This is a genomic window from Bacillus sp. HSf4 (assembly GCF_029537375.1).
In the GTDB taxonomy this organism is placed as follows: Bacteria; Bacillota; Bacilli; order Bacillales; family Bacillaceae; genus Bacillus; species Bacillus sonorensis_A.
The window spans coordinates 1341298-1363383 of the sequence record NZ_CP120679.1 but is presented as its reverse complement, the minus strand read 5'-3'; the positions used below and the strand labels follow the sequence as shown (position 1 = coordinate 1363383).

The window sequence follows — 22086 nt, the reverse complement described above, 5'->3', positions numbered from 1 at the left end:
TTTTTTCGAACCATGACAAAAGCTGTCAGGATTGCGTGGTAAGATCAAGGTATATTCACGTAGAAAGGGTGACGCTGATGAATGCTGTTCACACAATGCGAGATGTTCTCTTGCACGAAATGGAAACGGGGGTGCGATCGACATGCCTTCTTTTCGAAAAGGTGAAGGAATCTGACTGGTCCTACCGCCCCGCCGACAACATGCGCAGTCTGAAAGAGCTCGCTTGCCACCTTGCCGCCATACCGGAATCAGACCTGGCGATTATGCAGGAAAAAAAGCAAAGCGATATCGCTGTCATTGAAAACCGCTATGGGGACTTCCAATCTGCGGATGACATGACGCAAGCCATGAAAACAGGCTTTGAACAATTGAAAACCTATTTCGTCTCCATGTCAGATCAAGCATTGTTAACAAAGAAAACAACACCGTTTTATCTTGAAGAAGGCATGACCCAAAGCCGCTGGCTGGCGGAAACATTCACCCATATCTTCCACCACCGCGCCCAGCTGTTCAACTATTTAAAACAGCTTGGTTATCAAGTCAGCATGTTCGATCTCTATATTTGAATGAAGGTGATTTTGATATGAAGCTTCCTCTTACAGACAAAGAACGCTCCGGGTTAAGAGCCGCCAAGTTCAAAGTAAAAGACACAGCGGAAATGGAAGTGAAAAGCCTTGCTCAAGCGCTCGGTTCAACTATGGCGCGGGCCAAATACATCAAAGCGCTCGCCCAATTCCAAACGGTTCCTTCCATCGGCCCGAAAATCGCTCAGGAGGTCATCGATTTAGGCTTTTATTCGCTCGCTGACATCAAAGATGAGACAGGTGCGGATTTGATCATCCGCCTCGAAAAGCGAAAAGGCTATTGGGAAGACCCTTGTGCAGAAGATGCGCTGCGCTGTATCGTCTATTACGCCAACAATCCCGGAAGCGGGAAAAGCTGGTGGGATTTCACAGAAGAAAGAAAAAGATACCGCGAGCAATACGGATATCCTGCGGATCGACCGTCCACCCCCTGGTATGAGAAAAAACGCTGAAAGGCTGCCGATTTCCGGCGGCCTTTTTGATAAGCGAAAATTGCGTTTCGCAAGAGAATTTTTGTGAAATTCGTGTTACAATGTATGGAAACGTTCACAACATCATTTCTGGAGGAATTCACCTTGGCTATGAAAACAGGAGTCATTCAGGAAAAAAAGCTTTTTTCAAAAGAGCTCGGCGAAGAAATGGAGCTTTTGGTCTATCTGCCCGCCTCCTATTCCCCGCTCTACAAATACCATGTCATCATCGCCCAGGACGGGCACGACTATTTCCGGCTCGGCCGCATCAGCCGCCAGCTTGAGGAACTGCTTAACAACGGTGAAATCGAACGGTCCATCATCATCGGCGTTCCTTACAAAAACGTGCAGGAAAGACGGCTTACATACCATCCGGAGGGCTCGAAGTTTGAAGCTTACAAACGCTTTCTCGCACATGAACTTGTTCCTTTCGCAGACCGTGAATATCCGACATACCAGGTCGGATCAGGGCGGACCCTGATTGGTGATTCGCTCGGCGGGACGGTCTCCTTGATGACAGCGCTTGATTACCCGAATATGTTCGGCAATGTCATCATGCAGTCCCCTTATGTCGATGACCATGTATTGGACAAGGTGCTGCACTCCGATTCCCTGCAGCTGATCTCCATCTGCCACCAAATCGGCACAAAAGAAACCGAAGTTCACACAACAGATGAGCAAATACTCGATTTTACGAAGCCCAACCAAAAACTGAAAGACTTGCTTCAACAAAAGAAGGCGGACTATGACTTTGAAACATTTGATGGTGATCATAAGTGGACGTACTGGCAGCCTCTGATCACCCCTGCTTTAAAAAAAATGCTCTAGCTCTCCGTATATCGGCCTATCTTTGATATACTAAACCATATAAATTGTTTAAGGAGGGAACAAAATGAAATACGGTATTGTGTTATTTCCATCAAAAAAACTTCAGGATATTGCAAATTCCTATCGAAAACGCTATGATCCGAATTACGCTTTAATCCCGCCTCATCTTACACTAAGAACATCTTTTGAAGCGTCTGAAGAAAAAATCGGCCAAGTCGTGCAGCAGCTGCGAGAACTGGCAAAAGAACTCAAGCCGATCCCGCTCAAAATCACGAAATTCAGCTCTTTCGCTCCCGTGAACAATGTCATCTACATGAAAGCCGAACCGAACGAGGAGCTGACAGAGCTTCACGAAAAAATGTACAGCGGCGTTTTGGAAGACAAACCGGAATATGCGTTTGTTCCCCATGTCACGATCGCCCAAAACCTGTCAAATGACGAGCATTCCGATGTCCTCGGCTCGCTGAAAATGAGAGATGCGTCACACGAAGAAACCGTTGACCGCTTTCACCTGCTTTACCAATTGGACAACGGCTCGTGGACAGTGTATGAAACTTTTATTTTAGGAGAGTGATGAGTCCCAGTGGAAGCCGTCATCGCGAAGAATAAACAACAGCTGGAAGACGCATTTTTTGTAAGAGAAGAAGTATTTATCAAAGAACAAAACGTATCTCCGGAAGAAGAAATGGATCATCTCGATCAAGAGTCTTCACATCTTGTTATCTATGACGGAAAAGAGCCGATCGGAGCCGGGCGTCTCCGCCTTGTCGACGATTTCGGCAAGCTTGAACGGATCTGCGTCCTCAAAAGCCACCGCTCGCTTGGCATAGGCAACCTGATCATTGAAGCGCTCGAACAGGAAGCCCGGAAACAGGGGGCTCATCAATTTATGCTGAACGCCCAGACGCAGGCCGTCCCATTTTATGAAAAACACGGCTACAAAGTCGTTTCAGAGGAATTTTTAGACGCGAATATTCCCCATGTGAAAATGGTGAAAAAGTAACCGTTCCAAGTCAAATTGGAACGGTTTTTCTTTTCCCGGAAAAACATTTCATAGTTTGTTCATCTTTTGTTTATCGTTTATTCAACATTATCCATTAAAGTTGTTTTTAAGCTTTGAAGGAAGCGCTAAAAATCCGATGGGAGGTCAAAATCGAATGCCGCTATGATCAAACAGAAGCTCGTCACATTATTTCGTTTTGGAACCGTCGGAGTCGGAAACACACTCATTGATTTCGGCGTATTTTTCCTCCTGACGTCACTCCATGTCCCCTACCTTATCGCTCAGATTTTCTCCTATTCGGCAGGGGTGGCTAACAGCTATATCTGGAATCGGACATGGACGTTTCAAGTCAAAGAAAAAGCCCACGGAAAGGAAGTTTTCCGATTTATCATCATCAATTTAGCAGCGTCAGCCATGACTTTTCTGCTTCTATACGCTCTTCAACAAAGGGGGCTGTCCCTTGTGATCAGCAAAATAGCAGCAACTGTTCTCGGCATGGCGGTCAATTTTGCCGGTAACCGGCTTTGGGTGTTTCAGGACCCGGAAACAAATCGATAAACAAAAATGAACAGGAGTGAAGGAATATGAAAGTAAAAAAAGCCGTCATCCCAGCAGCGGGGTTGGGAACAAGATTTCTCCCGGCGACAAAAGCGCAGCCGAAGGAAATGCTGCCGATTGTCGATAAACCGGCCATACAATATATTGTCGAAGAAGCCGTCCAATCAGGAATAGAAGATATTTTGATCATTACAGGAAGAAATAAGCGCTCGATTGAAGATCATTTTGACCGGTCGGTTGAGCTGGAGCAAAGTCTATTAAACAAAGGAAAAACTGAAACATTAAAGGAAATACGGGACATTGCCGACATGGCAAACATCCATTACATCAGACAAAAAGAGCCCCTCGGACTCGGGGCTGCGGTGTTGTCAGCACGTCACTTCATCGGTGATGAACCGTTCGCCGTCCTGCTCGGCGATGACATTATGGTTTCGGAAAAGCCGGCTCTCCAGCAGCTCATCGATGTCTATGAACAATACCAGACAGAAGTCATCGGCGTTCAGACGGTTGAACCGGCAGATGTCAGCAAATACGGGATCATCCAGACGACCGTGCAAAAAAATAAAGTCTATGATATTCAGGATCTCGTCGAAAAACCTTCGGTCAAAGAAGCGCCTTCCAATATTGCGGTGATGGGCCGCTATATTTTGGACCCTGCGATCTTCCCGGTGCTCGAACATACGAAAAGGGGCGCGGGAAACGAAATCCAATTGACCGACGCACTCAGGGAAATCTGCAGAACACGAAACATTTATGCCCGGCAATTGGAAGGAAGCCGTTTCGATATCGGTGACAAACTCGGCTGTTTTAAAGCGAGCACGGAGATCGGCCTGATGCGCGAGGAAATGCGGCCAAACCTGTTAGCCTACTTGGAAAGCGTCTTAAAAAGGGAGATGCAGAAAGGAGCTTTGCGATGAAAACAGTGCTGGTCACCGGTGGTGCCGGATATATCGGCAGCCACACCGTTCTCGAACTCAAAAAACAAAACATAGCCGCTGTCGTTCTTGACAATCTGTCTACAGGGCACAGGGAAGCTGTTCATGCCCCCCACTTTTACGAAGGCGATATCAGCGACAGCGAATTGGTCAAAGCGATGATCAGGCGGCATGAGGTCGATGCTGTCATCCATTTCGCCGCAAAGAGCCTTGTATCAGAATCAATCGAAAAGCCGGAGCACTACTTTAGGGAAAATACGATGAAATCATGTGCATTTTTTGAAACGATTATCGGTGCAGGTATCAAAAACATCGTGTTTTCTTCAACCGCTGCCGTCTACGGTATAACCGGAAACAAACCGATTAAAGAAACCGATCCGCTCGCACCGGTCAATCCTTATGGCGAATCAAAGCTGATGATTGAAAAGTATCTCCATTGGGTCGGCAAAAAGCACGGTGTGAAGTGGGCCGCCCTCCGCTATTTCAATGCGGCAGGCGCCGCCTTAAACGGAGCCATCGGCGAAGACCACAATCCGGAAAGCCACCTCATCCCGCTCGTTCTGCAAACAGCCCTGGGCCGGCGGGCGGCCATCTCCATCTTCGGTGATGATTATCCGACACCGGACGGGACGTGCATCAGGGACTATATTCATGTTTTGGACTTAGCTTCGGCCCATCTTTCAGCTCTTTCCGGGATATATGAAGACAGACTGAAACAAAATGTTTATAATGTAGGGACAGGAGCCGGACATTCCGTAAAAGAAATCATTGAAACTGCGGAAACGATAACAGAACGAATCATTGCGAAAAAAACGGACGGGCGGAGAGCGGGAGATCCGCCTGTGCTTGTGGCAGACAGCGGGAAATTGCAGGAACAGCTCGGGTGGAAGCCGAAATACAGCGATTTAGAAACCATTATTCAAAGCGCTTGGGAATGGCATAAAGCTCATCCGAGCGGGTTTTAACATTCGCTTGTTTCCGTCATTAGCGGCAGGCATTTCTGCAGCTGGCCTGAAAGTTCGGCTGATGAAAGTGTAAAGGCAGGGTGAAAAAAAGAAAATGGGAAGCATAGTGAATGATATTTTAATGTGGCTGACCGATCTCGGATACCTCGGGATTGCAATCGGTTTAATGATCGAGATCATCCCCAGTGAAATCGTGCTCGCTTACGGAGGATACATGGTCTCAAACGGAACGATCACCATCACCGGAGCCGTGATCGCCGGCGTCATCGGGGGAACGATTGCCCAATTGTTTCTTTATTGGCTCGGCTACTACGGAGGACGTCCGTTTTTATATAGATACGGAAAATACTTATTCATCCAAAAGCATCATATCGAAACAGCGGAAAAATGGTTTGAAAAATACGGCGGCGGCGTTGTCTTTTCAGCCCGGTTCATCCCCGTGGTGCGCCACGCCATCTCCATTCCGGCCGGCATCGCCAAAATGCCGATTTGGAAATTCACCGGCTTGACTGTGCTCGCCATCATCCCGTGGTCGATTTTATTCGTCTACCTTGGCATACAGCTGGGCAGCAAGTGGGATCATGTCGAAAATGTCGCCCGGACATACACAACACCGATCATGTTCGCGGCTGCCGCCTTGATTATTCTCTATTTCGGGCTCAAAAAGTTTCGCAAAAAATAACGAAAACCCCGGCCTTCAACAGCCGGGGTTTTTCATGGGCATGACAGTTAAACAGACTCATTGATATGGTTTCCCCTCGTTTTCCGGCCTCCGCCCCGGCGGTTCAGCGCTTTTTTCCGCTTCTTTTCCTGCAGCCGCTTTCCGAAAGCGGACAGATTTTCCTCTCTTTTCTCCACTTCCCGGTAAGCCCGTTCGCTTGGAATATCGGCAGTTTTTTGTATATATGCATAATTTGATTTCCGGTTGATGCTGCGATTGGCGTATTGTCTATACTGATCATTGTGAACCGGCGGCAAATATCCCATCGTTCCTCCCCCTCACACTTACATTCCCAAAAATCGACTGTTTGAAACGGATCTCATTTGATATGATAGACGTTGTCTCACAACCGGACGACTACCAATTGTTGGAGGTGCTCTTTTTGAAATGCGCCCGATTAAATAACCGAGACATTCATATACATAAATATTCGAGAGAACATCTTCAATTCCTCTTTGATGAGGCAAGAAAAGACCGCATCACTTGCAAACACTGCGGCACACCTCTCAGACTGAAATTGACGATTCATGAAGAGCCGCAATTTTTCCATAGAGAAAACGGAGATTTTTCTCTATGTGAAGCGGAAGATCTGAAAGAACAAACAGAAGAGATCAAAGAAGCGGACTATCAGGAAAGCGGCGTCTTCCGCCTGCCGCAAGGAAAAGCGATTGCAGAATCACAGCAGACGGTACATTGGGAGCCGCCGAGAGAAGCGGCTGTTTCGACTCCGTTTGCTCCGGAGACAGAAGTGGCGGCAGAGCAGGTGTTTCCGAATGTCCCTTTAAATGAAAAACAGCTTGAAGCCGTTTCTGCTTCAGAGGAGCCGCTGTTAGTCCTGGCCGGTGCCGGAAGCGGGAAAACGCGGGTATTAACCGCCCGGGCGGCGTATATGATCGAAAAGCTCGATGTCCCGCCGTCAGCCATCCTGCTTGTGACATTTACGACAAAAGCGGTGAAGGAAATGAAGGAGCGGATGGCTTCCCAGTACGGACTGGCCGAACGCACTGTCAACCGCATCGTGACCGGCACATTCCACAGCCTTTTTTATAAAATTCTCTATCATCACGATCCGGATAAATGGAATGGCGAGCATTTATTGAAATGGGAATGGCAAAAAGAACAGTATATCAAAATGGCGCTGGCCGAAGAAGGTCTTGATGAAAAGGATTTTCCCGTTGACCAAGCGATCCAGCAGATCGGCTACTGGAAGAACGCTTACCTTCCGAAAGAGCGCATCCCCCTTGAAGACGAATGGGAAAAGCGGGTGCACCGGCTGTACCGCCATTATGAAGAACGAAAAAGAGAGCGGCGGCAATTCGATTTTGACGATATGGCATCGGCATGCTATGAGCTCTTTCAAGAACGGCCCGATGTTTTAGAGAAATACCAGATGCGCTTTCATGCGATTCTGATCGATGAGTTTCAGGATATCAATCCTGTTCAATACGCGATCATCAAGCTTCTCGCAAGTCCTGAAAACAACCTGACATGCGTCGGGGATGATGATCAGTCGATCTACGCGTTCAGAGGCAGCAGCCCGTCTTTTATACTGGACTTTGATCAAGACTACCCAAACGCGAAAACGATCCGCCTCACAACCAACTACAGGTCATCCCACCCGATCGTGGCAAGTGCGGACGCGGTCGTGAAAAAAAATAAAAAGCGCTTCCCGAAAACATTGAAAGCAGTCAGGGACGACCAGAAAAAACCGATTTTATTTTATCCTTATGATGAGGAAGAAGAAGCGATCATGGTCGTCTCAGATATCCGGAAAAAAATCGAAATGGGGGCAAAGCCGGAAGATTTCGCCGTGCTTTATCGGACAAACAGCGGCGGACGGGCCATTTTTGAACGGCTCCATCAATCAGCCGTTCCCTACGCAGCCGAGCAAGGCGTCAGAACATTCTACAGCAGGCGGATTGTCCGGCAGATGCTCAGCTTTTTGTATTTAAGCCAAAATCAGGACGATGCCGAAGCCATCAAACAGCTTTTGCCGGCGCTGTTTCTCAAACAGTCCGCATTAAATACGCTCAAAGCCGCCTCGATCACGGAAGACTGCACAATGGTAGAGGCGCTCGCAACATTAACTGACATCAAACCGTTTCAGCGCGAAAAAATCAAAAAAATCATTCCTTTTTTCACCGGCCTGAAAACGATGAAACCGGTCGAAGCGATCACGTTTGCCGAGGAAAAGATGGGCTTTTCCGATTACTTGAAAAAGCGCGGAAACGAAGGCAACAAGCTCGAAAAAGGGTCGGATGATCTGCGCGATCTCAAAACAGCAGCGAAAAAATTCAAGACGATTCCGGAATTTCTCGAACATGTCGACCATATGCGGGCTGCCGAAAAAAGCAAACCCGATCCCGGCGGTGTCCAGCTTTTGACGATCCACCGCGCGAAAGGACTCGAATTTAAAACGGTCTATATCCTCGGAGCGCTAGACGGCTCCATCCCCCACGATTTCGCGCTCGATGCGGCGAGAAAAGGGGATGAAACCGCTCTTGAAGAAGAACGAAGGCTCCTCTATGTCGCGATGACCAGGGCCGAACACAATTTATATATCAGCGTCCCTTCGGTCAGAAGAGGCCGAAGCGCATACCGCTCAAGATTTTTGCAGCCGCTTTTAAAACCGAAACCTGAATTGCAACTCAAGTAAAAAACACCGGGCCTCCCTTTCATCGGAAGGCGCGGTGTTTATTTTTTGGAGTTCATCATTTTCGTGATCGTATTGAAATCCATTTTTTCTTTTCCGCTGACAATCGATTCGACGATCTTATCTTCCATTTCCTTCGGAACCCGTTTGTTCGCCAATTGTGCAACGCGCTTAATGACGCTGCGGACCGTATTTTCATCTTTGAAGTTTGCGTTTTGCAAAGAATTTGCCAGCTGCATGACGTCCGTCATACTGACGCCCGTTTTCTTTTCAATTTTCTTGAAAAATTGATTGTCCATACCCCTGCCTCCTTTTTTGGGAGTGATACGCTATCTTATGCATTCGGAAAACGTGTTGTGCTTTTCCACCTGAACAAGAAGAGAGCGCGCAAACCAAAGGCGCGGCGCTCTCTTCCTTTTGAACTAGAGAATTAGTATTTAAAAGAAGCACCTACAATGATAAGAAGAATAAACAACACAACGATCAGCACAAATTGCGAGCCATAGCCGCCTCCGCCATAGCCATAGCCTCCGCCACAACAAAAGCCCATCTAAAGCACCTCCTTTTCTCTCTACACGATATGATAGTTGCTAGGTTTCGCTTGGATTGATGCATAGGGCTTGTGTGGATTATTTAAAAATGCCCGGAAGATTCCCCTCTTTCCCCAGCCGTTTTTCAGCGTATTCCGCAAATTGTTCAAGCTGTTGTTCAAACTGTGCTGCGAAGCAATCAAACCGGTCCAATTCTTTCTCGTTATCAAACATGATCCGCTCATGATCTGCCTGCTTTCGCTGATGCTTTTCGAATATGGACTCGAACAGCTGTTCAAAAAGATTCATGCGATCTTCCTCCTCATGAATGATGTATGCAAGAGGTGAAAAAAGGGAAACAAAAAACCGGATGATTTCCGGTTTTTTTGTTCATATTATTGAATTCTCTTTTTTTTGCCGCATCCGCAGCCTTTTTTCTTCACTTTTTTTGAGAAAGTGGACTGATTGTTGCTGGAAGCATTCTTTAATCGGCCTTGCTGCCGTCTTTTCAATTGTCTCATTGCCATTCCTTCCTTTCTCATTCTTATGTGCCATTATATGATTCTTTCTTCGATAAGTTGCTGTGACAAACCCCCATTCAGTCCAGCCATTTTGATACAATCGTCTCCAGCACCCCCGCTAAGCCTGCGATGGCAAGCAAGAGGATCAGCCATTGGGCGACGTCCGGAATGAAGGCATAAAAAATCAGCAAGAACGCCGTACACCACACCCCCGTGCACCAATAGCAGCTCAACAGCTCGCCGATCCAGGCTCTCAAGCCTTTCCCTTTCATGACAATATAGGTTTCAATTTCACCGGTTTTTTCGTTTTTTTCTTCAATTTCCTCGTGGAAAAAGCTGCGTAGCGGGGCTGTGATCGTATCAAACACGATCAGGCGCGTCAGCCGAAACACCGCAATGGAAATTAAAATGAACAACAGCCAGCTTTGTATCACAGGGCTCCCCCTCTAAAAAAGTCTATTTCCAAATATATGCTATTCGCATCATAAACATGATGCGAGAAGCTTCATTCCTCTAAAATTGGGTGCTGAATTGTATGTTTTCCTTATTCCGCTAAGATACCGGTCTGCATTTAATAAAGTGTGGATAAGAAAGGAGTGAAGGTTATGTCGTTTCATGAAAATGCCGAAGAACTGTATGAGAAAACGTTCAACGAACTAACCAGTGAATATGACCAGTTGATTGAAGTGATTGATTCGGAACATGTCACGATCAACACGGCAAACGTAACAGCCGCACTCTCTTTACAGGCCATCGTCATCACATTGATGATCATGTCGGCGCAGATAGCGATCGAAGATCAGGATACGGCAGACATCGTCACTGAACACGTTTTAGCCGTAAATAGACTGCTAAATAGAAAGAAATTTTTCATTCAAGTCATTGGCAGCCGAAATGTAACCATTACACTTTCCTCTCTGCAGATCCTTCTTACAGTCCAAGTTTTAATTGAAGTGCTGATCGCGCTTTTAACAGAACTTGACATCCTTTAAAGCTTCTTTCTTTCTAATATTTTTTAGAAATTGAGGTGAGAATCAATTGTCAGACCGCGAAAAACTTAAAGCAGATGTCAGCCCGCTAACGAATACGCTTGTCCAAAATATTCTAAGAAAACACGGCGTCTCAAAAGATAATGTGCGGAAGCTGTCAGAAGGGGAAAAGGAAACCATTTTGAACATTCTCGATGATTTGAAAGCACAATCCGAAGCCCTCATCCAAAAACAGAAAGAGAAGCAAAAATCCCAAGCTGAGGCTTCCTCACAGTCTGAAGAAAAACCAAGACGAAGAAGACGTTCAAATAAATTAAGAGAAAAGCTCAAACAAAGAAGGCAACAGGAGACGACAGCCGAAAAAGAAGAAAAAAATGGGGATTTGGAGTAGGGTATCTGCCATATACAAGTTCAAGAGTTTGAACATTTAATAATAGTAAATGGAAGGAGGAAATCAAATGGAAACCAGACCATATTCTTGGGTTGCGCTTGATCCTGAATGCGAGCATCCGGGATCAGAGTATTATCCGAGATTCCCTAAGAAACAGCTTTGTGATGACTACAGCTGCAAATGCGGCAAAGACGAGGCATTTATCAATCAGGAGCTCGATCAGTTCAACATTAACAAACAGCTTTCAGATGAAACGATCATCATCAAAGACTCTTGCGATATCAGAGTCTCTACCGAGGAAACGCAAGTTGTCGCATCCGTCATGACAGCAGTACAGACAGCGATCGTCACAGTCGTTCTTGCAATCATTGATGATGCTGAGCTTGCAGAGCTTGTATCACAAGACCTGCTGCAGGTAACAGCAAACAAACAAGCAAACCGACAAAAATTGGTCATCGACAATTCCCGCGATGTAACAGTCACAACAGAAGATACAGATGTCGCTGTATTGGTCAGCACGGCGGTCCAAACGCTCACAGTTGTCATCGCAACGCTTATTGTCGGCATCATCTAATACAAAAAGCAGAGCCACCAAGCTCTGCTTTTCTTCATTTTTATAGACGATCACCCACACCAACAAGGGCACGGGTACATATCTTGTTAAAGACTAAAGTCAAATATCCTATACAAAGGAGCTGAAATCCATGAGCTGCGGAAAAAACCATGGCCGGCATGAAAATTGTGTATGCGAAGCAGTTGAGCAGATTATTGAAGAGCAGAATGCAGTCGAGGAAACATCAGCGTGCTCGACAAGCTGCTTTGGCAACCTGCTGAGTCCGACTGTTTCCGGTAAAGACACGATTCCGTTCCTTTTGTACGACAAAAAAGGCGGACTGTTTTCAACATTTGGAAATGTCGGCGGATTTTCAGATGATATGCAGTGTTTCGAATCTATTTTCTTCCGGGCAGAAAATCTAAAAGATTGCTGTGCAACTCTTTCAATCCTGAGGCCTGTGGACATAAACGGCGACACACTCAGCGTTTGCCACCCTTGTGACCCTGACTTTTTCGGGCTTGAAAAAACGGACTTTTGCATCGAGGTTGACCTGACATGTTTCTGTGCGATTCAATGTCTGTCACCTGATCTAGTCGATCGCACAGCAGACAAAAATCATCATCATAACGGTTAAAGATGTTGGACTGTATCAAGCCGATTCGCCCATAAGGACGGCTTGGTACACTCTTTACAACGGCTGCCGGCTCTCGGCAGCTCCTTTTGCCAATAAAAACCCGGCCGTTTCGAAACGAAATTAAAATCCTGATTTAGGAGGGATGATAACATGACGAAATTTTCAGGCGACAATTGTGTTTGTGAAGCCGTCGAAAACATCCACGACCTGCAAAACGCCATTGAAGAGGAAGGCTGCCCGACCAGCTGCTTCAGCAACCTGCTGTCACCGACACGCAATTTAGGCGACACCATTCCATTCATTTTATACACATCAAAGTCAAAGCCTTTTGTAGCGTTCGGAAATGTGGGTGAACTTCAAGCAGGCCCTTGTTTCAGCACCGTTTTCTTCAGAGTGGAAAATATCGATGACTGCTGCGCCACACTAAGACTGTTGATCGCCTTTGATGAAAACCGCCGCATTCTCGATTTTACAGATGATAAAGATAAAATATGCGATGTGTTCCGCCTTGAAAAAACGAATTTCTGCATCGAAGTCGATTTGGAATGCTTCTGTGCTATCGAATGTCTCAATCCGCAACTGATCAACCGTTCAAAATAAAAAGTCCCTGAACCGGGACTTTTTTTGTTAAAAGCCGAGCGGGTGCAGCGACGTGATGCTCTCGATCGCAAGTTTCGCCGGAGCGCCTTTGCTCGATGTCCGAACGAAGACCGCTCCGTCTTTTTTGTCAACGATCGTCCCTCTGTATGTTTTTCCGTCTGCTTCTATCAGACAAAGGGTTTTTGGCATATTTCCCGGCAGGCTTGTTAAAAAGTCGATCTTTTCATTGATGGACATTTTGCTGATCGGCTTCTTAACCGGCTTCATCCCTTTTTCAGGTCCGTCCGTCTCCTCTTTGTGCACGGCTTCCGCTTCTTTCTCCTTGGAAGGCGAAGCTTCTGCGCGCTCTTCTTTCCGCTTTGCCTTTTGCTCCGAAGGAACCGGCTTTTCCTTTTTCTTTCGTTTAATGAGAATATCCTGCATGTTGGCGTCCGCCGTGCCATAATCCGGCTGCACAATATACATGAGCGGCTTTTGCTCCGCGTCGTTTTTCTTATTAGACATCTTTATCCCTCCGTTTGCGTTCATGGTATATCTATATGACGGGAACGGAGAAATCAGAAGAAAAGAAAAAAGCAATCCTGTTTAGGATTGCTTTTTCAGCCCTTATTTTATCGGGCAATAATATGATAGCCGGAATCCACATGCAGGTTTTCGCCGGTCATGCCGCGCGAAAGGTCGCTGAACAGGAAAGCGGCCGTGTCGCCGACTTCTTCCGGTGTCGTCGTGCGGCGAAGCGGTGCGCGCTCTTCAATCTCTTTTAAGATGGAGTTGAAGTCGCTGATTCCTTTGGCTGACAATGTCCGGATAGGACCCGCGGAAATGCTGTTGACGCGGATTCCGTCTTTTCCGAGATCGCTCGCCAAATATTTGACGCTTGCATCAAGCGAAGCTTTCGCAACACCCATGACATTGTAGTTTGAAACGACGCGCTCTCCGCCGAGGTATGTCAGCGTGACAATGCTTCCGCCTTCTGTCATGATGCCGCGGGCCGCTTTGGCGACCGCTGTCAGTGAATATGAACTGATGTTGTGTGCAAGGAGAAAACCGTCGCGGGTCGTATTCAAATATTCTCCTGTCAGCTCTTCTTTGTTGGCGAACGCGATGCAGTGGGCAATGCCGTGAATGACTTGAACTTCCTCTTTGATTTTGGCAAAGCATTCTTCAATTTCCTGATCGTTTGTGACATCGCATGGCAGAACAAGCGAATCATTGCGCTCCAAGGAATCTGCCAGCTCCCTGACCGATTTTTCAAGGCGATCTCCGGCATACGTAAAAATCAATCTGGCGCCGGCATTGTGAAGCGAGCGGGCAATCCCCCATGCGATGCTTCGTTTATTGGCAACTCCCATGACGACAATATTGCGACCTTCAAGAGATAAATTCATATGTATTAAATCCTCCTAATGATTAACATTTTATTAGTACCTGATCATAATATATAGTATCACAATTGATAGCAGTCTGACAATTTCCGAAAAAAACAGCAGGCGTTCCGTAAAAAACACGCTGCCGTTTTCCGATTCTTCTTTGTTAGCTACAGTCTCGCGCCCCTCTTTTGATAGGCAAAATGATTGGTCGGCCCGTGGCCGGCTCCGATATCCAGGCTGTTTGCAACCGCTTCGTGAACGAATTCTTCCGCGACTTGAAAAGCTTCATGTATCTCACACCCCTTCGCCGTTTGCGCCGTTAGAGCAGCGGCAAACGTGCAGCCTGTTCCATGAGTGTTTTTCGTCTCAATATAAGGATTGATATGTTCAATGAAGCTTTCTCCGTCAAAGAGGAGATCGGTCACTTTTTGGTTTTCCGGCTGATGCCCGCCTTTAATAATCGGGTAACGGACCCCCATTTTATGCAATTCCTCCGCCGCTTTTTTGCGATCATCCATCGTTTTGATGCTTCTTCCGGTCAGCACTTCCGCTTCCGGAATGTTCGGGGTTGCCGCATAAGCCAGCGGCAGAAGGCGCCGCTTCAATGTCTCCACGGCTTCATCATTTAATAATGAAGCTCCTCCTTTGGCAATCATGACGGGGTCGACGATGACGTTTCCCAAGTCGTATCTCGTGATGTTTTCAGCAATGACTTCAATCATCTCCGCGCTCCAGAGCATTCCCGTCTTCACAGCATCCGGTCTTAAATCTTCGGCGACGGCTTCAATCTGCTTTGCCAGCGCTTCTGGAGAAAGCGGATAAACACCGTGCACCCCTGTTGTGTTCTGTGCGGTAATCGCCGTCAAAGCGGTCATCCCGAAAACTTTTAGCTCCTGAAAGGTTTTGAGGTCGGCTTGGATACCCGCTCCTCCGCCTGAGTCAGATCCGGCGATCGTCAATGCTTTATATATGCTCATCATGTCTCTGCTCCCTTCGGTGTTTAGCCAATCCACCTGTGGTATATCGTTTTCGCTTTGTTGACATCGTTTGTTCCGTGAATAAAAGCGCGGCCGTCACGGAAAATGACGAATTTAAACTCTTTTAGCCTGCAGGATACAAGATAAGGATTCCCTGTCACATCCAAACCTGCTTGTTTCAATTTCACAGCCAGTTCTTTTAATTCAGGCACCCGGCCGCCCGCCGGTCTGATTTGAACCGTTTCCCGGCCGCAGAGCACGGCGGCTTTTGTTTCGTTTTCCGCGGACAAAAACGGGAAATCCCGGGTCCCGCAAGTCGGGCACGCCTGATTTTTAAGGGCATCGGCCCGAACTTCGGATCTTTCGTTTGTCCATATATCAAATGAGCGGAGCACCCCGCCCGCCTGATGTCCTGTCAAAAGCTTAAGAGCATCTATGACCTGGAAGGCGGCTACCTGCTGGACGATCGGACTGATGACGCCTGCTGTGTCACATGTCAGGAAGCCGTCCGGCAGATGCCCCAAAAGGCAATGAAGACAAGGCGTTCTGCCGGGGATAACGGTGTAGGTAATGCCATAGCTTGCCACACATGCCCCGTAGAGAAAAGGAACGCCCAATTTGACGGCTGCATCGTTTACGATCAGCCGGGTTTCAAAATTGTCCGTCGCATCAATGATCAAAGAAGCGCCTTCAGCGAGGCTGATTACTTTCTCGGCGGTTACGTCCGTGACGATTCCTTTGATGCGGACGGAGCTGTTGACGAGACGCAGCCTTTTTTCAGCAGCAGCCGCCTTGGGCAGATGGAGAGCGACATCCTCTTCTGTATAGAGCTGCTGACGCTGAAGATTGCTCCATTCCACATAATCCCTGTCAGCAATCGTCAGCGAGCCGATCCCGGCTCTTACAAGCATCTCAGCACTCGCCGCCCCCAAAGCCCCTGCCCCGATCAGAAGCACATGGGCGTCCTGCAGTTTTTTCTGGCCGTCCGGCCCGATCGGTCGGAACAGCTCCTGCCTCGAATATCTGCCGGTCAAATCGTCAACTTCCCTTCTTCAGGACTTGAGGCAATGCCGTAGTTTTTTTCCGGAATTCTTCCGGCAAGATAACCGAGCCGTCCCGCTTCAACGGCAAGCTTCATCGCATGCGCCATTTTCACAGGATCCTTTGCACCGCTGACAGCGGTATTCAATAGCACCCCGTCAGCACCGAGCTCCATCGCATATGCGGCATCTTTCGGAGAACCGATTCCGGCATCGACAATGACTGGAACTTGAGCCTGCTCGATGATGAACGACAGGTTGAGCGGATTGATGATCCCCTGTCCTGAACCGATCGGGGAGGCCCCCGGCATAATCGCATGGACGCCAAGCTCCTCCAGTTTTTTCGCCAGCACGACATCATCCGATGTATACGGCAGGACGATAAAACCTTCTTCCAGTAAAGTTTCGGAAGCTTTCAGCGTTTCGACAGGATCAGGTAAAAGCGAACGGTCGCAGCCGATGACTTCCACTTTGATCATGTCGCAAAGGCCGCTCGCTTTGGCAAGCTTGGCAATCCGCACCGCTTCTTCGGCCGTTTTCGCGCCGGCCGTATTCGGAAGCAGCGTATAGCGGCTTAAATCAAGCTGTTCCAAAAAGTTAGGCTGCGACTCTTCAAAAATATTCATCCTCCTCACTGCAAAGGTTAAAATCTCAGACTCTGATACACTCACGGCCTCTTTTTGGACCTCAAACGACGGGTATTTTCCCGTTCCGAGCAATAGCCTTGATTGAAATTCTCGATCCGCGATTTTTAACATGTTTATCCCCCTCCGACAAAATGAACGATTTCGATGACATCGTGTTCTTCCAATTCGACTTTGCGATATTGGTCTTTTCCGATAATTTCTCTGTTTCTTTCGACGACGACAACCCGGTTTTCCAGCTGATAGGATGCGAGCAGATCGTAAATCGTCCCCCCGTCATCCTTCCACTCTACCTGCCGTCCATTGAGCTGAATGTTCATCCGCCAACAGCCTCCTTTCTGTCCGCTTTAAACGCTTCTTGCCACGTTTGATCAACAGGTCGGTCCAGTATCATATTGGTGATCATCTCGCCTGTTGCTGGCGCCAAAAGAATGCCGTTTCTGAAATGCCCGGCCGCAAATAAAATCCGTGTGTTTTCCGGATGCCTGCCAATGTATGGATTACCGTCTTCGGTTTCCGGTCTGAGACCGGCCCAGCATTGGTCAATTTTCATGTTTTCGATCTCGGGCAGCATCGTTTTCGCCTTTTTGATGACGGCTTCGATTCCGCCGAGCTCAGGCTGTTCACTCCAATCCCCCGGTTTCATCGTGGCGCCGATGACAAGCTTCCCGCTATGGCGGGGGACGATGTAGCAGTGGTCATGATACAGTGTCCTTGTTAAAGGGATCCCGTCATTCCAAACGGACAGACACTCACCTTTGACAGGGTAAAATCTTTTATTTAAGCCGAGCTGTTTGAAGAAAACACCGCTCCACACACCGCTTGCGATCACGACATGCTCCGCTTCCGCCTTGCCCGCCGCCGTCGTGACCACGTGCGCGCCAGACCCGGGCTCGATCGATATGACAGGGGCAAATTCAAAGATATCGGCGCCCGCCATTCTCGCTCCTTTGGCAAATGCCCGGCAAACGGAAACGGGTTCGACATGAACATCGTCTTGAATAAAATTGGCGCCGAGTATTCCTTTTCCCGCATAAGGCTCTTTCTCATACACCTCTTCCGCGCTCAGCCATTCGGCAGAATCCAGTTCTCCCATCTTCACAAGGCGCTCTCGATCGCTTTCAGAAAAGGCGAGCTTTAAAATTCCGCCGTTATGTCTTTTGATGTCAATCCCGCTGGTCTGTTTTAATTCAGCGGTGAGGCGTTTGTATGCCTGTTGGCTCGCTCTGGCAAATTCAAAGAATGTCCCGGGTTTATCGCATTCGGCATGGGCGCCGAGCATGCCCGCCGCCGCACCTGTCGCTTTTTGTCCGATTTGACCGCTTTCAAAAACAGCCGTTTTGATCCCTGCTTTTGCAAGATGATAAGCAATCGAAGCGCCGATGATGCCTCCTCCGACCACGATTGTGTCATAGCGCTTTTTCATATGAATCTCCCTTCATGATCGAGGAAAGCCGTGCGGCTGCCGCATGCGGGCTGTCGCTCGAAAAGATCCCCGACATGACCGCGATCCCGTCAGGATCAGCCTTCTGCACGTCAGGAAGCGTTTTTGCGGTGATCCCGCCGATTGCGATAACCGGAATGCGAACGGCCGCCTTCACATCAGCGAGGCTCGCGGTTCCTCTTCCTGTCCGGCCTTTTTTGCTGTCTGTCGCAAAAATATGGCCGAACAGCACGTAATCGGCCCCTTCTTTTTCAGCCTGAACCGCCTCTTGAACCGAGTGAACAGATTTGCCGATTTTCAGATGCGGAAAACGATCTCTCACACACTTGACAGAAAAGCCGTGCGACGGCAGCTGAACACGATGGATATTGTGGAACAACGCGACATCCACCCTGTCATTGATGACGAGCTTTTGTTTATCCACGCCGCCGATGAGCAGCCTGCTGATTAAATCAGATATGTCGCCTGTATGCTTTGATCTCTCGCGAATGTGGATAAAGTCAGCAGCATTCTTGATGGAAATAATTTTTGCCGCCAATTCCTCCACAGAATGCCTGTTATCGGTGATCGCGTGAAGCTGCAACCTGATCCACCCCGCTTTGTGACCAGCTTTCTTTTTGATAGGCCATATCCCAGAACCGGTATTCGTAAAAGCTGGAGATGACGAAGTTCTCCTTCATCTTCTCGCGGGTTTTCTCATCAGCGTCTTCAGCCAGTTCATCGAAGCGGTTGATCTGTTCCGTTACAGATTTTTTAAACCAGCCTCCTCCGTATGTCGCGATCCATTCCTGATACACGGCATTGTCAGGTTTGCACGTTTTCAGCGTTTCGCCGACCTCGTAGTAAAGCCAATAGCACGGAAGCAATGCGGCGAGAATTTCCGCAAAATTACCGCTCATGACGGAACGGTACATGTGGCTCGTATAGGCATATGCCGTAGGCGACGGCTGAAACGCGTTGATTTCTTCTTCTGTAATCCCCAAAAGATCAGTAAATTTTCTATGGAGCGACATCTCGGCTTCATATGTGCCTTTCGCGTGGTCAGCCATCCGGCTTGTCGTATACAAATCTTGAGCATATGCCGCTCCAAAGGATTGGACTTTGGCAAAGTGTGTCAAATAGTAGGAATCCTGCATGACATAGTATTTAAATCGATCAACCGGAAGTGTGCCGTCTCCGATTCCTTTGATAAACGGGTGGACAAAGCTGCCTTCCCACCATTCGGCAGCGCTTTTTCGGCATTCTTCTGAAAATTTCATTTCAAGGCTCCTCCTTCATTCCTGAAAAATGAAAAAACCACTTTCCCCGCAGGAAAAGTGGTTTGGAATTTGCATATAGACATCGTCAAATACCTTGCCACTTCCCTACGCAGGTTTGAACCTGTTCAGGTTATGAGGGTCTAAAAGTCACACTTTTATCTCAGCCCTTATCAAGGACTCCCCTAGTGGAAAACATTTCTTTTTCATTCAGTTATACTTTAATCTTATCACGAAATAGAAAATGGTCAAGCATCAGTCTTCAAGCGTTTTTTTCAATTCTGCGATATATTCGCGCGAACCGGTGGCGATCAGCCTGTCGCCCATCTTCAGTCTTGTATCCCCGTGGGGCACAAGGCTGTCGACGCCCCGGAAGATCCGCACAAAAATGACATCTCCTGTAAAAGGAAACTCCCTTAACAGTACGCCGTCAAACCGGTCATTGTTCATATTGATCTGATATAAAGATGCATCCTGATTGGTCAGGAGCTTCATAACCCCCGGCGCTTCAATAAGGGCACGGAGCAATGTTTTCGTTGACAAGAGAATCGAGAATGTGTCGATCCCTTTTTCTTTCAATTCGCTTTCCGCCTGCGGCGAATCTGCGCTGGCGATAATTCTTTCCACCTTTTGCTCCTTCGCGTAAAGCGCAATTCCCGTGTTTCGCTCTTCATTTCCCGTCGCCACGACAAGAATGTCTGTTTCAAAAACGGCAAACGATTTTAATGTGTCATATTCATAATCAGGCAGCACTTCCACATCAAAGACGGAATCGGCCAGCTTCTCTTCTTTCTTTTCCTGATGAACATGGAGAATCCTGACGTTATATTCTTCAGGAGACAGTTCAAGTGTGACCGGAAGCGTCATTTGATTGGCGCCGATAAAAGTGATCGTCTTTTTCTCTATTTCGTTTTCCGCTTTCGGCATCAGCTTTTTAAAGCCGGTCGGTGTAATGATGCATGTGATCACAGCCACCAAAATCAGCGCGCCGGACATTTGCGCATCGATCACGCCGATGCGTTCGCCGATCGTCGTCGCTGCAATGACAAGAGACAGTGTCGATGTCAAAAGAAAACCTGAAGCCAGCACGGTTTTCGTGTCATACCATTTTTTCAAAACCAATGCGGGAATCACCTTGCTGATGAGTAATGCTACAAAGAGCAGCGGAATCATCACTAAAATTTTCGGGTTTCCAAAAAGCGACCAAATATCAAGCTTGACACCGGTCATCACAAAAAAGATCGGGATTAAAAAGCCATAGCCGAATGAATCAAGCTGCTGGACGAGCTCTTTGTTCGGTGAAAGCAGCGACACGAGCACCCCAGCTAAAAATGCGCCGAGAATATTTTCCGCGCCGAGCGATTCCGAAAGGGCGACCAGTACGATAATCAAAGTAAAAATCGCCCTTGTGCCGATTTGAATCGTCCCTTTTGACATCACTTCTACGAAAGAGCGCTTTTGAAAGACCCTTCCGAAAAGGTAGAGGACGACGCCTGCGCCAAACAATATAATCAACAGCCACATGTTGCTGTTTTCTTCACCATAGATCGATGCAAATACCGCCAACAAAATCATCGTCGCAAGATCGGCAATCACCGCCACAAGCAAAATAATCTGGCCGATATTCGTCTTCATGAGACGCTCTTCCTTCAAAGTCGGGACGACGACGCCGAGAGAAATCGTTGAAATGATCAGCGTCATTAAAAAGGCGTTATCAATAAATCCGGCCAGTACAAAGCTGTATGACAAGCCGAGCGACAAAATAAATATTCCGACAAAGATAAAGGCAGCCGTCGTAAATGTATTGGGAGCTGCTTTTCCGTTTGGGAGAAGCAATTTTTTCTTTCCTTTTTCAAAAGCGGAAAAATCAATTTCAAGACCGCTTAAAAACATGAGAAAAATAAATCCGAGCATCGACAGTGTTTCCAACCATGCATCATGTTCTGCAACAAGGTTGAAGCCGCTCTTGCCGATAATAAGCCCCATAATGATTTCCGCAACAACAACAGGTATACTGAGCCTAAAGCGGTGCAGCAGGATGGGCGTTAAAAATGCAAATATGAGTACAACAACTAATGATGAAACAGAAGTGTGCTCCATAAACTGGTACCTCCTAAAAACCGGTTTCCGGGTATGTTTATCTTGCCCTTTTTCAAGGCAAAAAAGATCCATATTTTTGAAATGTTATGTGAGAAAAGATGACCAGGCTTCACTTTGATCACATGTGTAAGAACCGATTTTAACAAGGCTCGCCCAGAAAAAAAAGTGATTTGCCTGATTTTCTCCATTAAAAATTTTCGCCGCCCAAAAAAAGGATGATTTCCAATAAACACTGCTCATGAACAAACGGCTTCGGGCCATGATAAGCATAGAAAATGAACCGCTTTCAGCTCGGGGTAAGACTAAAAACAGGAAGT

The 22086-nt window shown here is 47.4% G+C and carries 31 protein-coding genes and 1 riboswitch; of the genes, 15 read left to right on the top strand and 16 right to left on the bottom strand.

All coding sequences use genetic code 11. From position 1 onward, the window contains the following. Positions 1-77 precede the first annotated feature (77 nt). From P3X63_RS06970 to uptA, 9 genes are all read left to right on the top strand, one after another. Positions 78-566, top strand: a complete 489-nt coding sequence (locus tag P3X63_RS06970) for a DinB family protein (protein WP_277692643.1) — start codon at positions 78-80, stop codon at positions 564-566. Positions 567-583: 17 nt separating this feature from the next. After that, the gene (locus P3X63_RS06965; protein ID WP_277692642.1) at positions 584-1036 is read left to right on the top strand and encodes a helix-hairpin-helix domain-containing protein; all 453 of its coding nucleotides are present in this window, start codon (positions 584-586) and stop codon (positions 1034-1036) included. Between the two features lie 123 nt (positions 1037-1159). Further along, positions 1160-1882 carry an esterase family protein gene (locus tag P3X63_RS06960; protein WP_026586456.1) on the top strand — a complete coding sequence of 241 codons (723 nt, stop codon included), beginning with the start codon at positions 1160-1162 and terminating at the stop codon, positions 1880-1882. Positions 1883-1946: 64 nt separating this feature from the next. Next, positions 1947-2456: a YjcG family protein gene (locus tag P3X63_RS06955; RefSeq protein ID WP_026586455.1), complete on the top strand. Its 510-nt coding sequence runs from the start codon at positions 1947-1949 to the stop codon at positions 2454-2456. A gap of 9 nt (positions 2457-2465) precedes the next feature. Further along, positions 2466-2885 (top strand): GNAT family N-acetyltransferase, encoded by a 420-nt coding sequence (locus tag P3X63_RS06950; RefSeq protein ID WP_026586454.1) that lies wholly within the window; start codon positions 2466-2468, stop codon positions 2883-2885. 162 nt (positions 2886-3047) lie between these two features. Next, positions 3048-3443 (top strand): GtrA family protein, encoded by a 396-nt coding sequence (locus P3X63_RS06945; RefSeq protein ID WP_026586453.1) that lies wholly within the window; start codon positions 3048-3050, stop codon positions 3441-3443. 26 nt (positions 3444-3469) lie between these two features. Continuing rightward, positions 3470-4360: a UTP--glucose-1-phosphate uridylyltransferase GalU gene (gene galU, locus P3X63_RS06940; protein ID WP_026586452.1), complete on the top strand. Its 891-nt coding sequence runs from the start codon at positions 3470-3472 to the stop codon at positions 4358-4360. Beyond that, on the top strand, positions 4357-5343 hold the full coding sequence (gene galE, locus P3X63_RS06935; RefSeq protein ID WP_026586451.1) for a UDP-glucose 4-epimerase GalE: 987 nt from the start codon (positions 4357-4359) through the stop codon (positions 5341-5343). Before galU ends, galE begins: the two co-directional genes overlap by 4 nt. Positions 5344-5437: 94 nt before the next feature. Then, complete coding sequence (uptA, locus tag P3X63_RS06930) at positions 5438-6025, top strand: undecaprenyl phosphate transporter UptA (RefSeq protein ID WP_026586450.1); 588 nt, start codon at positions 5438-5440, stop codon at positions 6023-6025. 47 nt (positions 6026-6072) lie between these two features. Here the strand turns inward: uptA and P3X63_RS06925 are convergent, their stop codons facing one another. Next, positions 6073-6330, bottom strand: coding sequence for a hypothetical protein (locus P3X63_RS06925; protein ID WP_026586449.1), 258 nt, complete (start codon positions 6328-6330; stop codon positions 6073-6075). 116 nt (positions 6331-6446) lie between these two features. On the opposite strand from P3X63_RS06925, the gene P3X63_RS06920 reads away from it, so the two are divergent. After that, positions 6447-8720, top strand: a complete 2274-nt coding sequence (locus tag P3X63_RS06920; RefSeq protein ID WP_026586448.1) for an ATP-dependent helicase — start codon at positions 6447-6449, stop codon at positions 8718-8720. Positions 8721-8758: 38 nt separating this feature from the next. Here P3X63_RS06920 and spoVIF read toward each other — a convergent pair whose 3' ends face one another. The 5 genes from spoVIF to P3X63_RS06895 form a co-directional block, all read right to left on the bottom strand. Beyond that, positions 8759-9016 carry a sporulation-specific transcription regulator SpoVIF gene (gene spoVIF, locus P3X63_RS06915; protein WP_026586447.1) on the bottom strand — a complete coding sequence of 86 codons (258 nt, stop codon included), beginning with the start codon at positions 9014-9016 and terminating at the stop codon, positions 8759-8761. A 131-nt stretch (positions 9017-9147) separates the two neighbouring features. Then, positions 9148-9267 carry a YjcZ family sporulation protein gene (locus P3X63_RS06910; protein WP_026586446.1) on the bottom strand — a complete coding sequence of 40 codons (120 nt, stop codon included), beginning with the start codon at positions 9265-9267 and terminating at the stop codon, positions 9148-9150. A 79-nt stretch (positions 9268-9346) separates the two neighbouring features. After that, the gene (locus P3X63_RS06905; protein ID WP_026586445.1) at positions 9347-9556 is read right to left on the bottom strand and encodes a hypothetical protein; all 210 of its coding nucleotides are present in this window, start codon (positions 9554-9556) and stop codon (positions 9347-9349) included. Positions 9557-9642: 86 nt separating this feature from the next. Next, positions 9643-9768: a hypothetical protein gene (locus tag P3X63_RS06900; RefSeq protein ID WP_268884412.1), complete on the bottom strand. Its 126-nt coding sequence runs from the start codon at positions 9766-9768 to the stop codon at positions 9643-9645. Positions 9769-9845: 77 nt separating this feature from the next. Then, positions 9846-10202, bottom strand: a complete 357-nt coding sequence (locus tag P3X63_RS06895; RefSeq protein ID WP_026586444.1) for a DUF1360 domain-containing protein — start codon at positions 10200-10202, stop codon at positions 9846-9848. A 171-nt stretch (positions 10203-10373) separates the two neighbouring features. Here P3X63_RS06895 and P3X63_RS06890 point away from each other — a divergent pair, with 171 nt between their 5' ends. The 5 genes from P3X63_RS06890 (at position 10374) to P3X63_RS06870 (ending at position 12938) form a co-directional block, all read left to right on the top strand. Next, the gene (locus tag P3X63_RS06890; protein ID WP_026586443.1) at positions 10374-10760 is read left to right on the top strand and encodes a spore coat protein; all 387 of its coding nucleotides are present in this window, start codon (positions 10374-10376) and stop codon (positions 10758-10760) included. Positions 10761-10806: 46 nt separating this feature from the next. Continuing rightward, a complete protein-coding gene (locus P3X63_RS06885; protein WP_026586442.1) occupies positions 10807-11148 on the top strand; it encodes a hypothetical protein in 342 nt (113 codons plus the stop codon). A gap of 67 nt (positions 11149-11215) precedes the next feature. After that, positions 11216-11722 carry a spore coat protein gene (locus tag P3X63_RS06880; RefSeq protein ID WP_026586441.1) on the top strand — a complete coding sequence of 169 codons (507 nt, stop codon included), beginning with the start codon at positions 11216-11218 and terminating at the stop codon, positions 11720-11722. 130 nt (positions 11723-11852) lie between these two features. After that, complete coding sequence (locus tag P3X63_RS06875) at positions 11853-12338, top strand: CotY/CotZ family spore coat protein (protein WP_026586440.1); 486 nt, start codon at positions 11853-11855, stop codon at positions 12336-12338. 150 nt (positions 12339-12488) lie between these two features. Then, on the top strand, positions 12489-12938 hold the full coding sequence (locus tag P3X63_RS06870; protein ID WP_026586439.1) for a CotY/CotZ family spore coat protein: 450 nt from the start codon (positions 12489-12491) through the stop codon (positions 12936-12938). Between the two features lie 27 nt (positions 12939-12965). Here the strand turns inward: P3X63_RS06870 and P3X63_RS06865 are convergent, their stop codons facing one another. The 10 genes from P3X63_RS06865 to P3X63_RS06820 form a co-directional block, all read right to left on the bottom strand. Beyond that, positions 12966-13442: a CotO family spore coat protein gene (locus P3X63_RS06865; protein WP_026586438.1), complete on the bottom strand. Its 477-nt coding sequence runs from the start codon at positions 13440-13442 to the stop codon at positions 12966-12968. Between the two features lie 107 nt (positions 13443-13549). Next, positions 13550-14326, bottom strand: coding sequence for an enoyl-ACP reductase FabI (gene fabI, locus P3X63_RS06860; protein WP_026586437.1), 777 nt, complete (start codon positions 14324-14326; stop codon positions 13550-13552). A 149-nt stretch (positions 14327-14475) separates the two neighbouring features. Next, positions 14476-15285, bottom strand: a complete 810-nt coding sequence (thiD, locus tag P3X63_RS06855) for a bifunctional hydroxymethylpyrimidine kinase/phosphomethylpyrimidine kinase (RefSeq protein WP_026586436.1) — start codon at positions 15283-15285, stop codon at positions 14476-14478. Positions 15286-15308: 23 nt separating this feature from the next. Further along, positions 15309-16319 (bottom strand): ThiF family adenylyltransferase, encoded by a 1011-nt coding sequence (locus P3X63_RS06850; protein ID WP_277692641.1) that lies wholly within the window; start codon positions 16317-16319, stop codon positions 15309-15311. Then, positions 16316-17083, bottom strand: coding sequence for a thiazole synthase (locus P3X63_RS06845; protein ID WP_026586434.1), 768 nt, complete (start codon positions 17081-17083; stop codon positions 16316-16318). Before P3X63_RS06845 ends, P3X63_RS06850 begins: the two co-directional genes overlap by 4 nt. Before the next feature lie 2 nt (positions 17084-17085). Further along, positions 17086-17289 (bottom strand): sulfur carrier protein ThiS, encoded by a 204-nt coding sequence (gene thiS, locus P3X63_RS06840; protein WP_026586433.1) that lies wholly within the window; start codon positions 17287-17289, stop codon positions 17086-17088. Then, positions 17286-18395 (bottom strand): glycine oxidase ThiO, encoded by a 1110-nt coding sequence (thiO, locus tag P3X63_RS06835; protein WP_277692640.1) that lies wholly within the window; start codon positions 18393-18395, stop codon positions 17286-17288. Before thiO ends, thiS begins: the two co-directional genes overlap by 4 nt. Further along, positions 18379-18996: a thiazole tautomerase TenI gene (tenI, locus tag P3X63_RS06830; RefSeq protein ID WP_026586431.1), complete on the bottom strand. Its 618-nt coding sequence runs from the start codon at positions 18994-18996 to the stop codon at positions 18379-18381. Before tenI ends, thiO begins: the two co-directional genes overlap by 17 nt. Then, positions 18971-19672, bottom strand: coding sequence for a thiaminase II (tenA, locus tag P3X63_RS06825; RefSeq protein WP_277692639.1), 702 nt, complete (start codon positions 19670-19672; stop codon positions 18971-18973). Before tenA ends, tenI begins: the two co-directional genes overlap by 26 nt. A gap of 85 nt (positions 19673-19757) precedes the next feature. Continuing rightward, a riboswitch (TPP riboswitch) is annotated at positions 19758-19866 on the bottom strand. Positions 19867-19924: 58 nt separating this feature from the next. Then, a complete protein-coding gene (locus P3X63_RS06820; RefSeq protein ID WP_026586429.1) occupies positions 19925-21769 on the bottom strand; it encodes a monovalent cation:proton antiporter family protein in 1845 nt (614 codons plus the stop codon). Between the last annotated feature and the right edge of the window lie 317 nt (positions 21770-22086).

What these genes read in the sequence shown, in the direction of transcription:
- galE (WP_026586451.1), top strand. Translation starts at nt 4,357, where the DNA reads ATGAAAACAGTGCTGGTCACCGGTGGTGCCGGATATATCGGCAGCCAC.
- P3X63_RS06905 (WP_026586445.1), bottom strand. Translation starts at nt 9,556, where the DNA reads ATGAATCTTTTTGAACAGCTGTTCGAGTCCATATTCGAAAAGCATCAG.
- spoVIF (WP_026586447.1), bottom strand. Translation starts at nt 9,016, where the DNA reads ATGGACAATCAATTTTTCAAGAAAATTGAAAAGAAAACGGGCGTCAGT.
- thiD (WP_026586436.1), bottom strand. Translation starts at nt 15,285, where the DNA reads ATGAGCATATATAAAGCATTGACGATCGCCGGATCTGACTCAGGCGGA.
- P3X63_RS06870 (WP_026586439.1), top strand. Translation starts at nt 12,489, where the DNA reads ATGACGAAATTTTCAGGCGACAATTGTGTTTGTGAAGCCGTCGAAAAC.
- P3X63_RS06820 (WP_026586429.1), bottom strand. Translation starts at nt 21,769, where the DNA reads ATGGAGCACACTTCTGTTTCATCATTAGTTGTTGTACTCATATTTGCA.
- thiO (WP_277692640.1), bottom strand. Translation starts at nt 18,395, where the DNA reads ATGAAAAAGCGCTATGACACAATCGTGGTCGGAGGAGGCATCATCGGC.
- P3X63_RS06875 (WP_026586440.1), top strand. Translation starts at nt 11,853, where the DNA reads ATGAGCTGCGGAAAAAACCATGGCCGGCATGAAAATTGTGTATGCGAA.
- P3X63_RS06890 (WP_026586443.1), top strand. Translation starts at nt 10,374, where the DNA reads ATGTCGTTTCATGAAAATGCCGAAGAACTGTATGAGAAAACGTTCAAC.
- galU (WP_026586452.1), top strand. Translation starts at nt 3,470, where the DNA reads ATGAAAGTAAAAAAAGCCGTCATCCCAGCAGCGGGGTTGGGAACAAGA.
- P3X63_RS06900 (WP_268884412.1), bottom strand. Translation starts at nt 9,768, where the DNA reads ATGAGACAATTGAAAAGACGGCAGCAAGGCCGATTAAAGAATGCTTCC.
- P3X63_RS06910 (WP_026586446.1), bottom strand. Translation starts at nt 9,267, where the DNA reads ATGGGCTTTTGTTGTGGCGGAGGCTATGGCTATGGCGGAGGCGGCTAT.
- thiS (WP_026586433.1), bottom strand. Translation starts at nt 17,289, where the DNA reads ATGAACATTCAGCTCAATGGACGGCAGGTAGAGTGGAAGGATGACGGG.
- P3X63_RS06955 (WP_026586455.1), top strand. Translation starts at nt 1,947, where the DNA reads ATGAAATACGGTATTGTGTTATTTCCATCAAAAAAACTTCAGGATATT.
- P3X63_RS06880 (WP_026586441.1), top strand. Translation starts at nt 11,216, where the DNA reads ATGGAAACCAGACCATATTCTTGGGTTGCGCTTGATCCTGAATGCGAG.
- tenA (WP_277692639.1), bottom strand. Translation starts at nt 19,672, where the DNA reads ATGAAATTTTCAGAAGAATGCCGAAAAAGCGCTGCCGAATGGTGGGAA.
- P3X63_RS06925 (WP_026586449.1), bottom strand. Translation starts at nt 6,330, where the DNA reads ATGGGATATTTGCCGCCGGTTCACAATGATCAGTATAGACAATACGCC.
- fabI (WP_026586437.1), bottom strand. Translation starts at nt 14,326, where the DNA reads ATGAATTTATCTCTTGAAGGTCGCAATATTGTCGTCATGGGAGTTGCC.
- P3X63_RS06865 (WP_026586438.1), bottom strand. Translation starts at nt 13,442, where the DNA reads ATGTCTAATAAGAAAAACGACGCGGAGCAAAAGCCGCTCATGTATATT.
- P3X63_RS06945 (WP_026586453.1), top strand. Translation starts at nt 3,048, where the DNA reads ATGATCAAACAGAAGCTCGTCACATTATTTCGTTTTGGAACCGTCGGA.
- P3X63_RS06845 (WP_026586434.1), bottom strand. Translation starts at nt 17,083, where the DNA reads ATGTTAAAAATCGCGGATCGAGAATTTCAATCAAGGCTATTGCTCGGA.
- P3X63_RS06965 (WP_277692642.1), top strand. Translation starts at nt 584, where the DNA reads ATGAAGCTTCCTCTTACAGACAAAGAACGCTCCGGGTTAAGAGCCGCC.
- P3X63_RS06970 (WP_277692643.1), top strand. Translation starts at nt 78, where the DNA reads ATGAATGCTGTTCACACAATGCGAGATGTTCTCTTGCACGAAATGGAA.
- uptA (WP_026586450.1), top strand. Translation starts at nt 5,438, where the DNA reads ATGGGAAGCATAGTGAATGATATTTTAATGTGGCTGACCGATCTCGGA.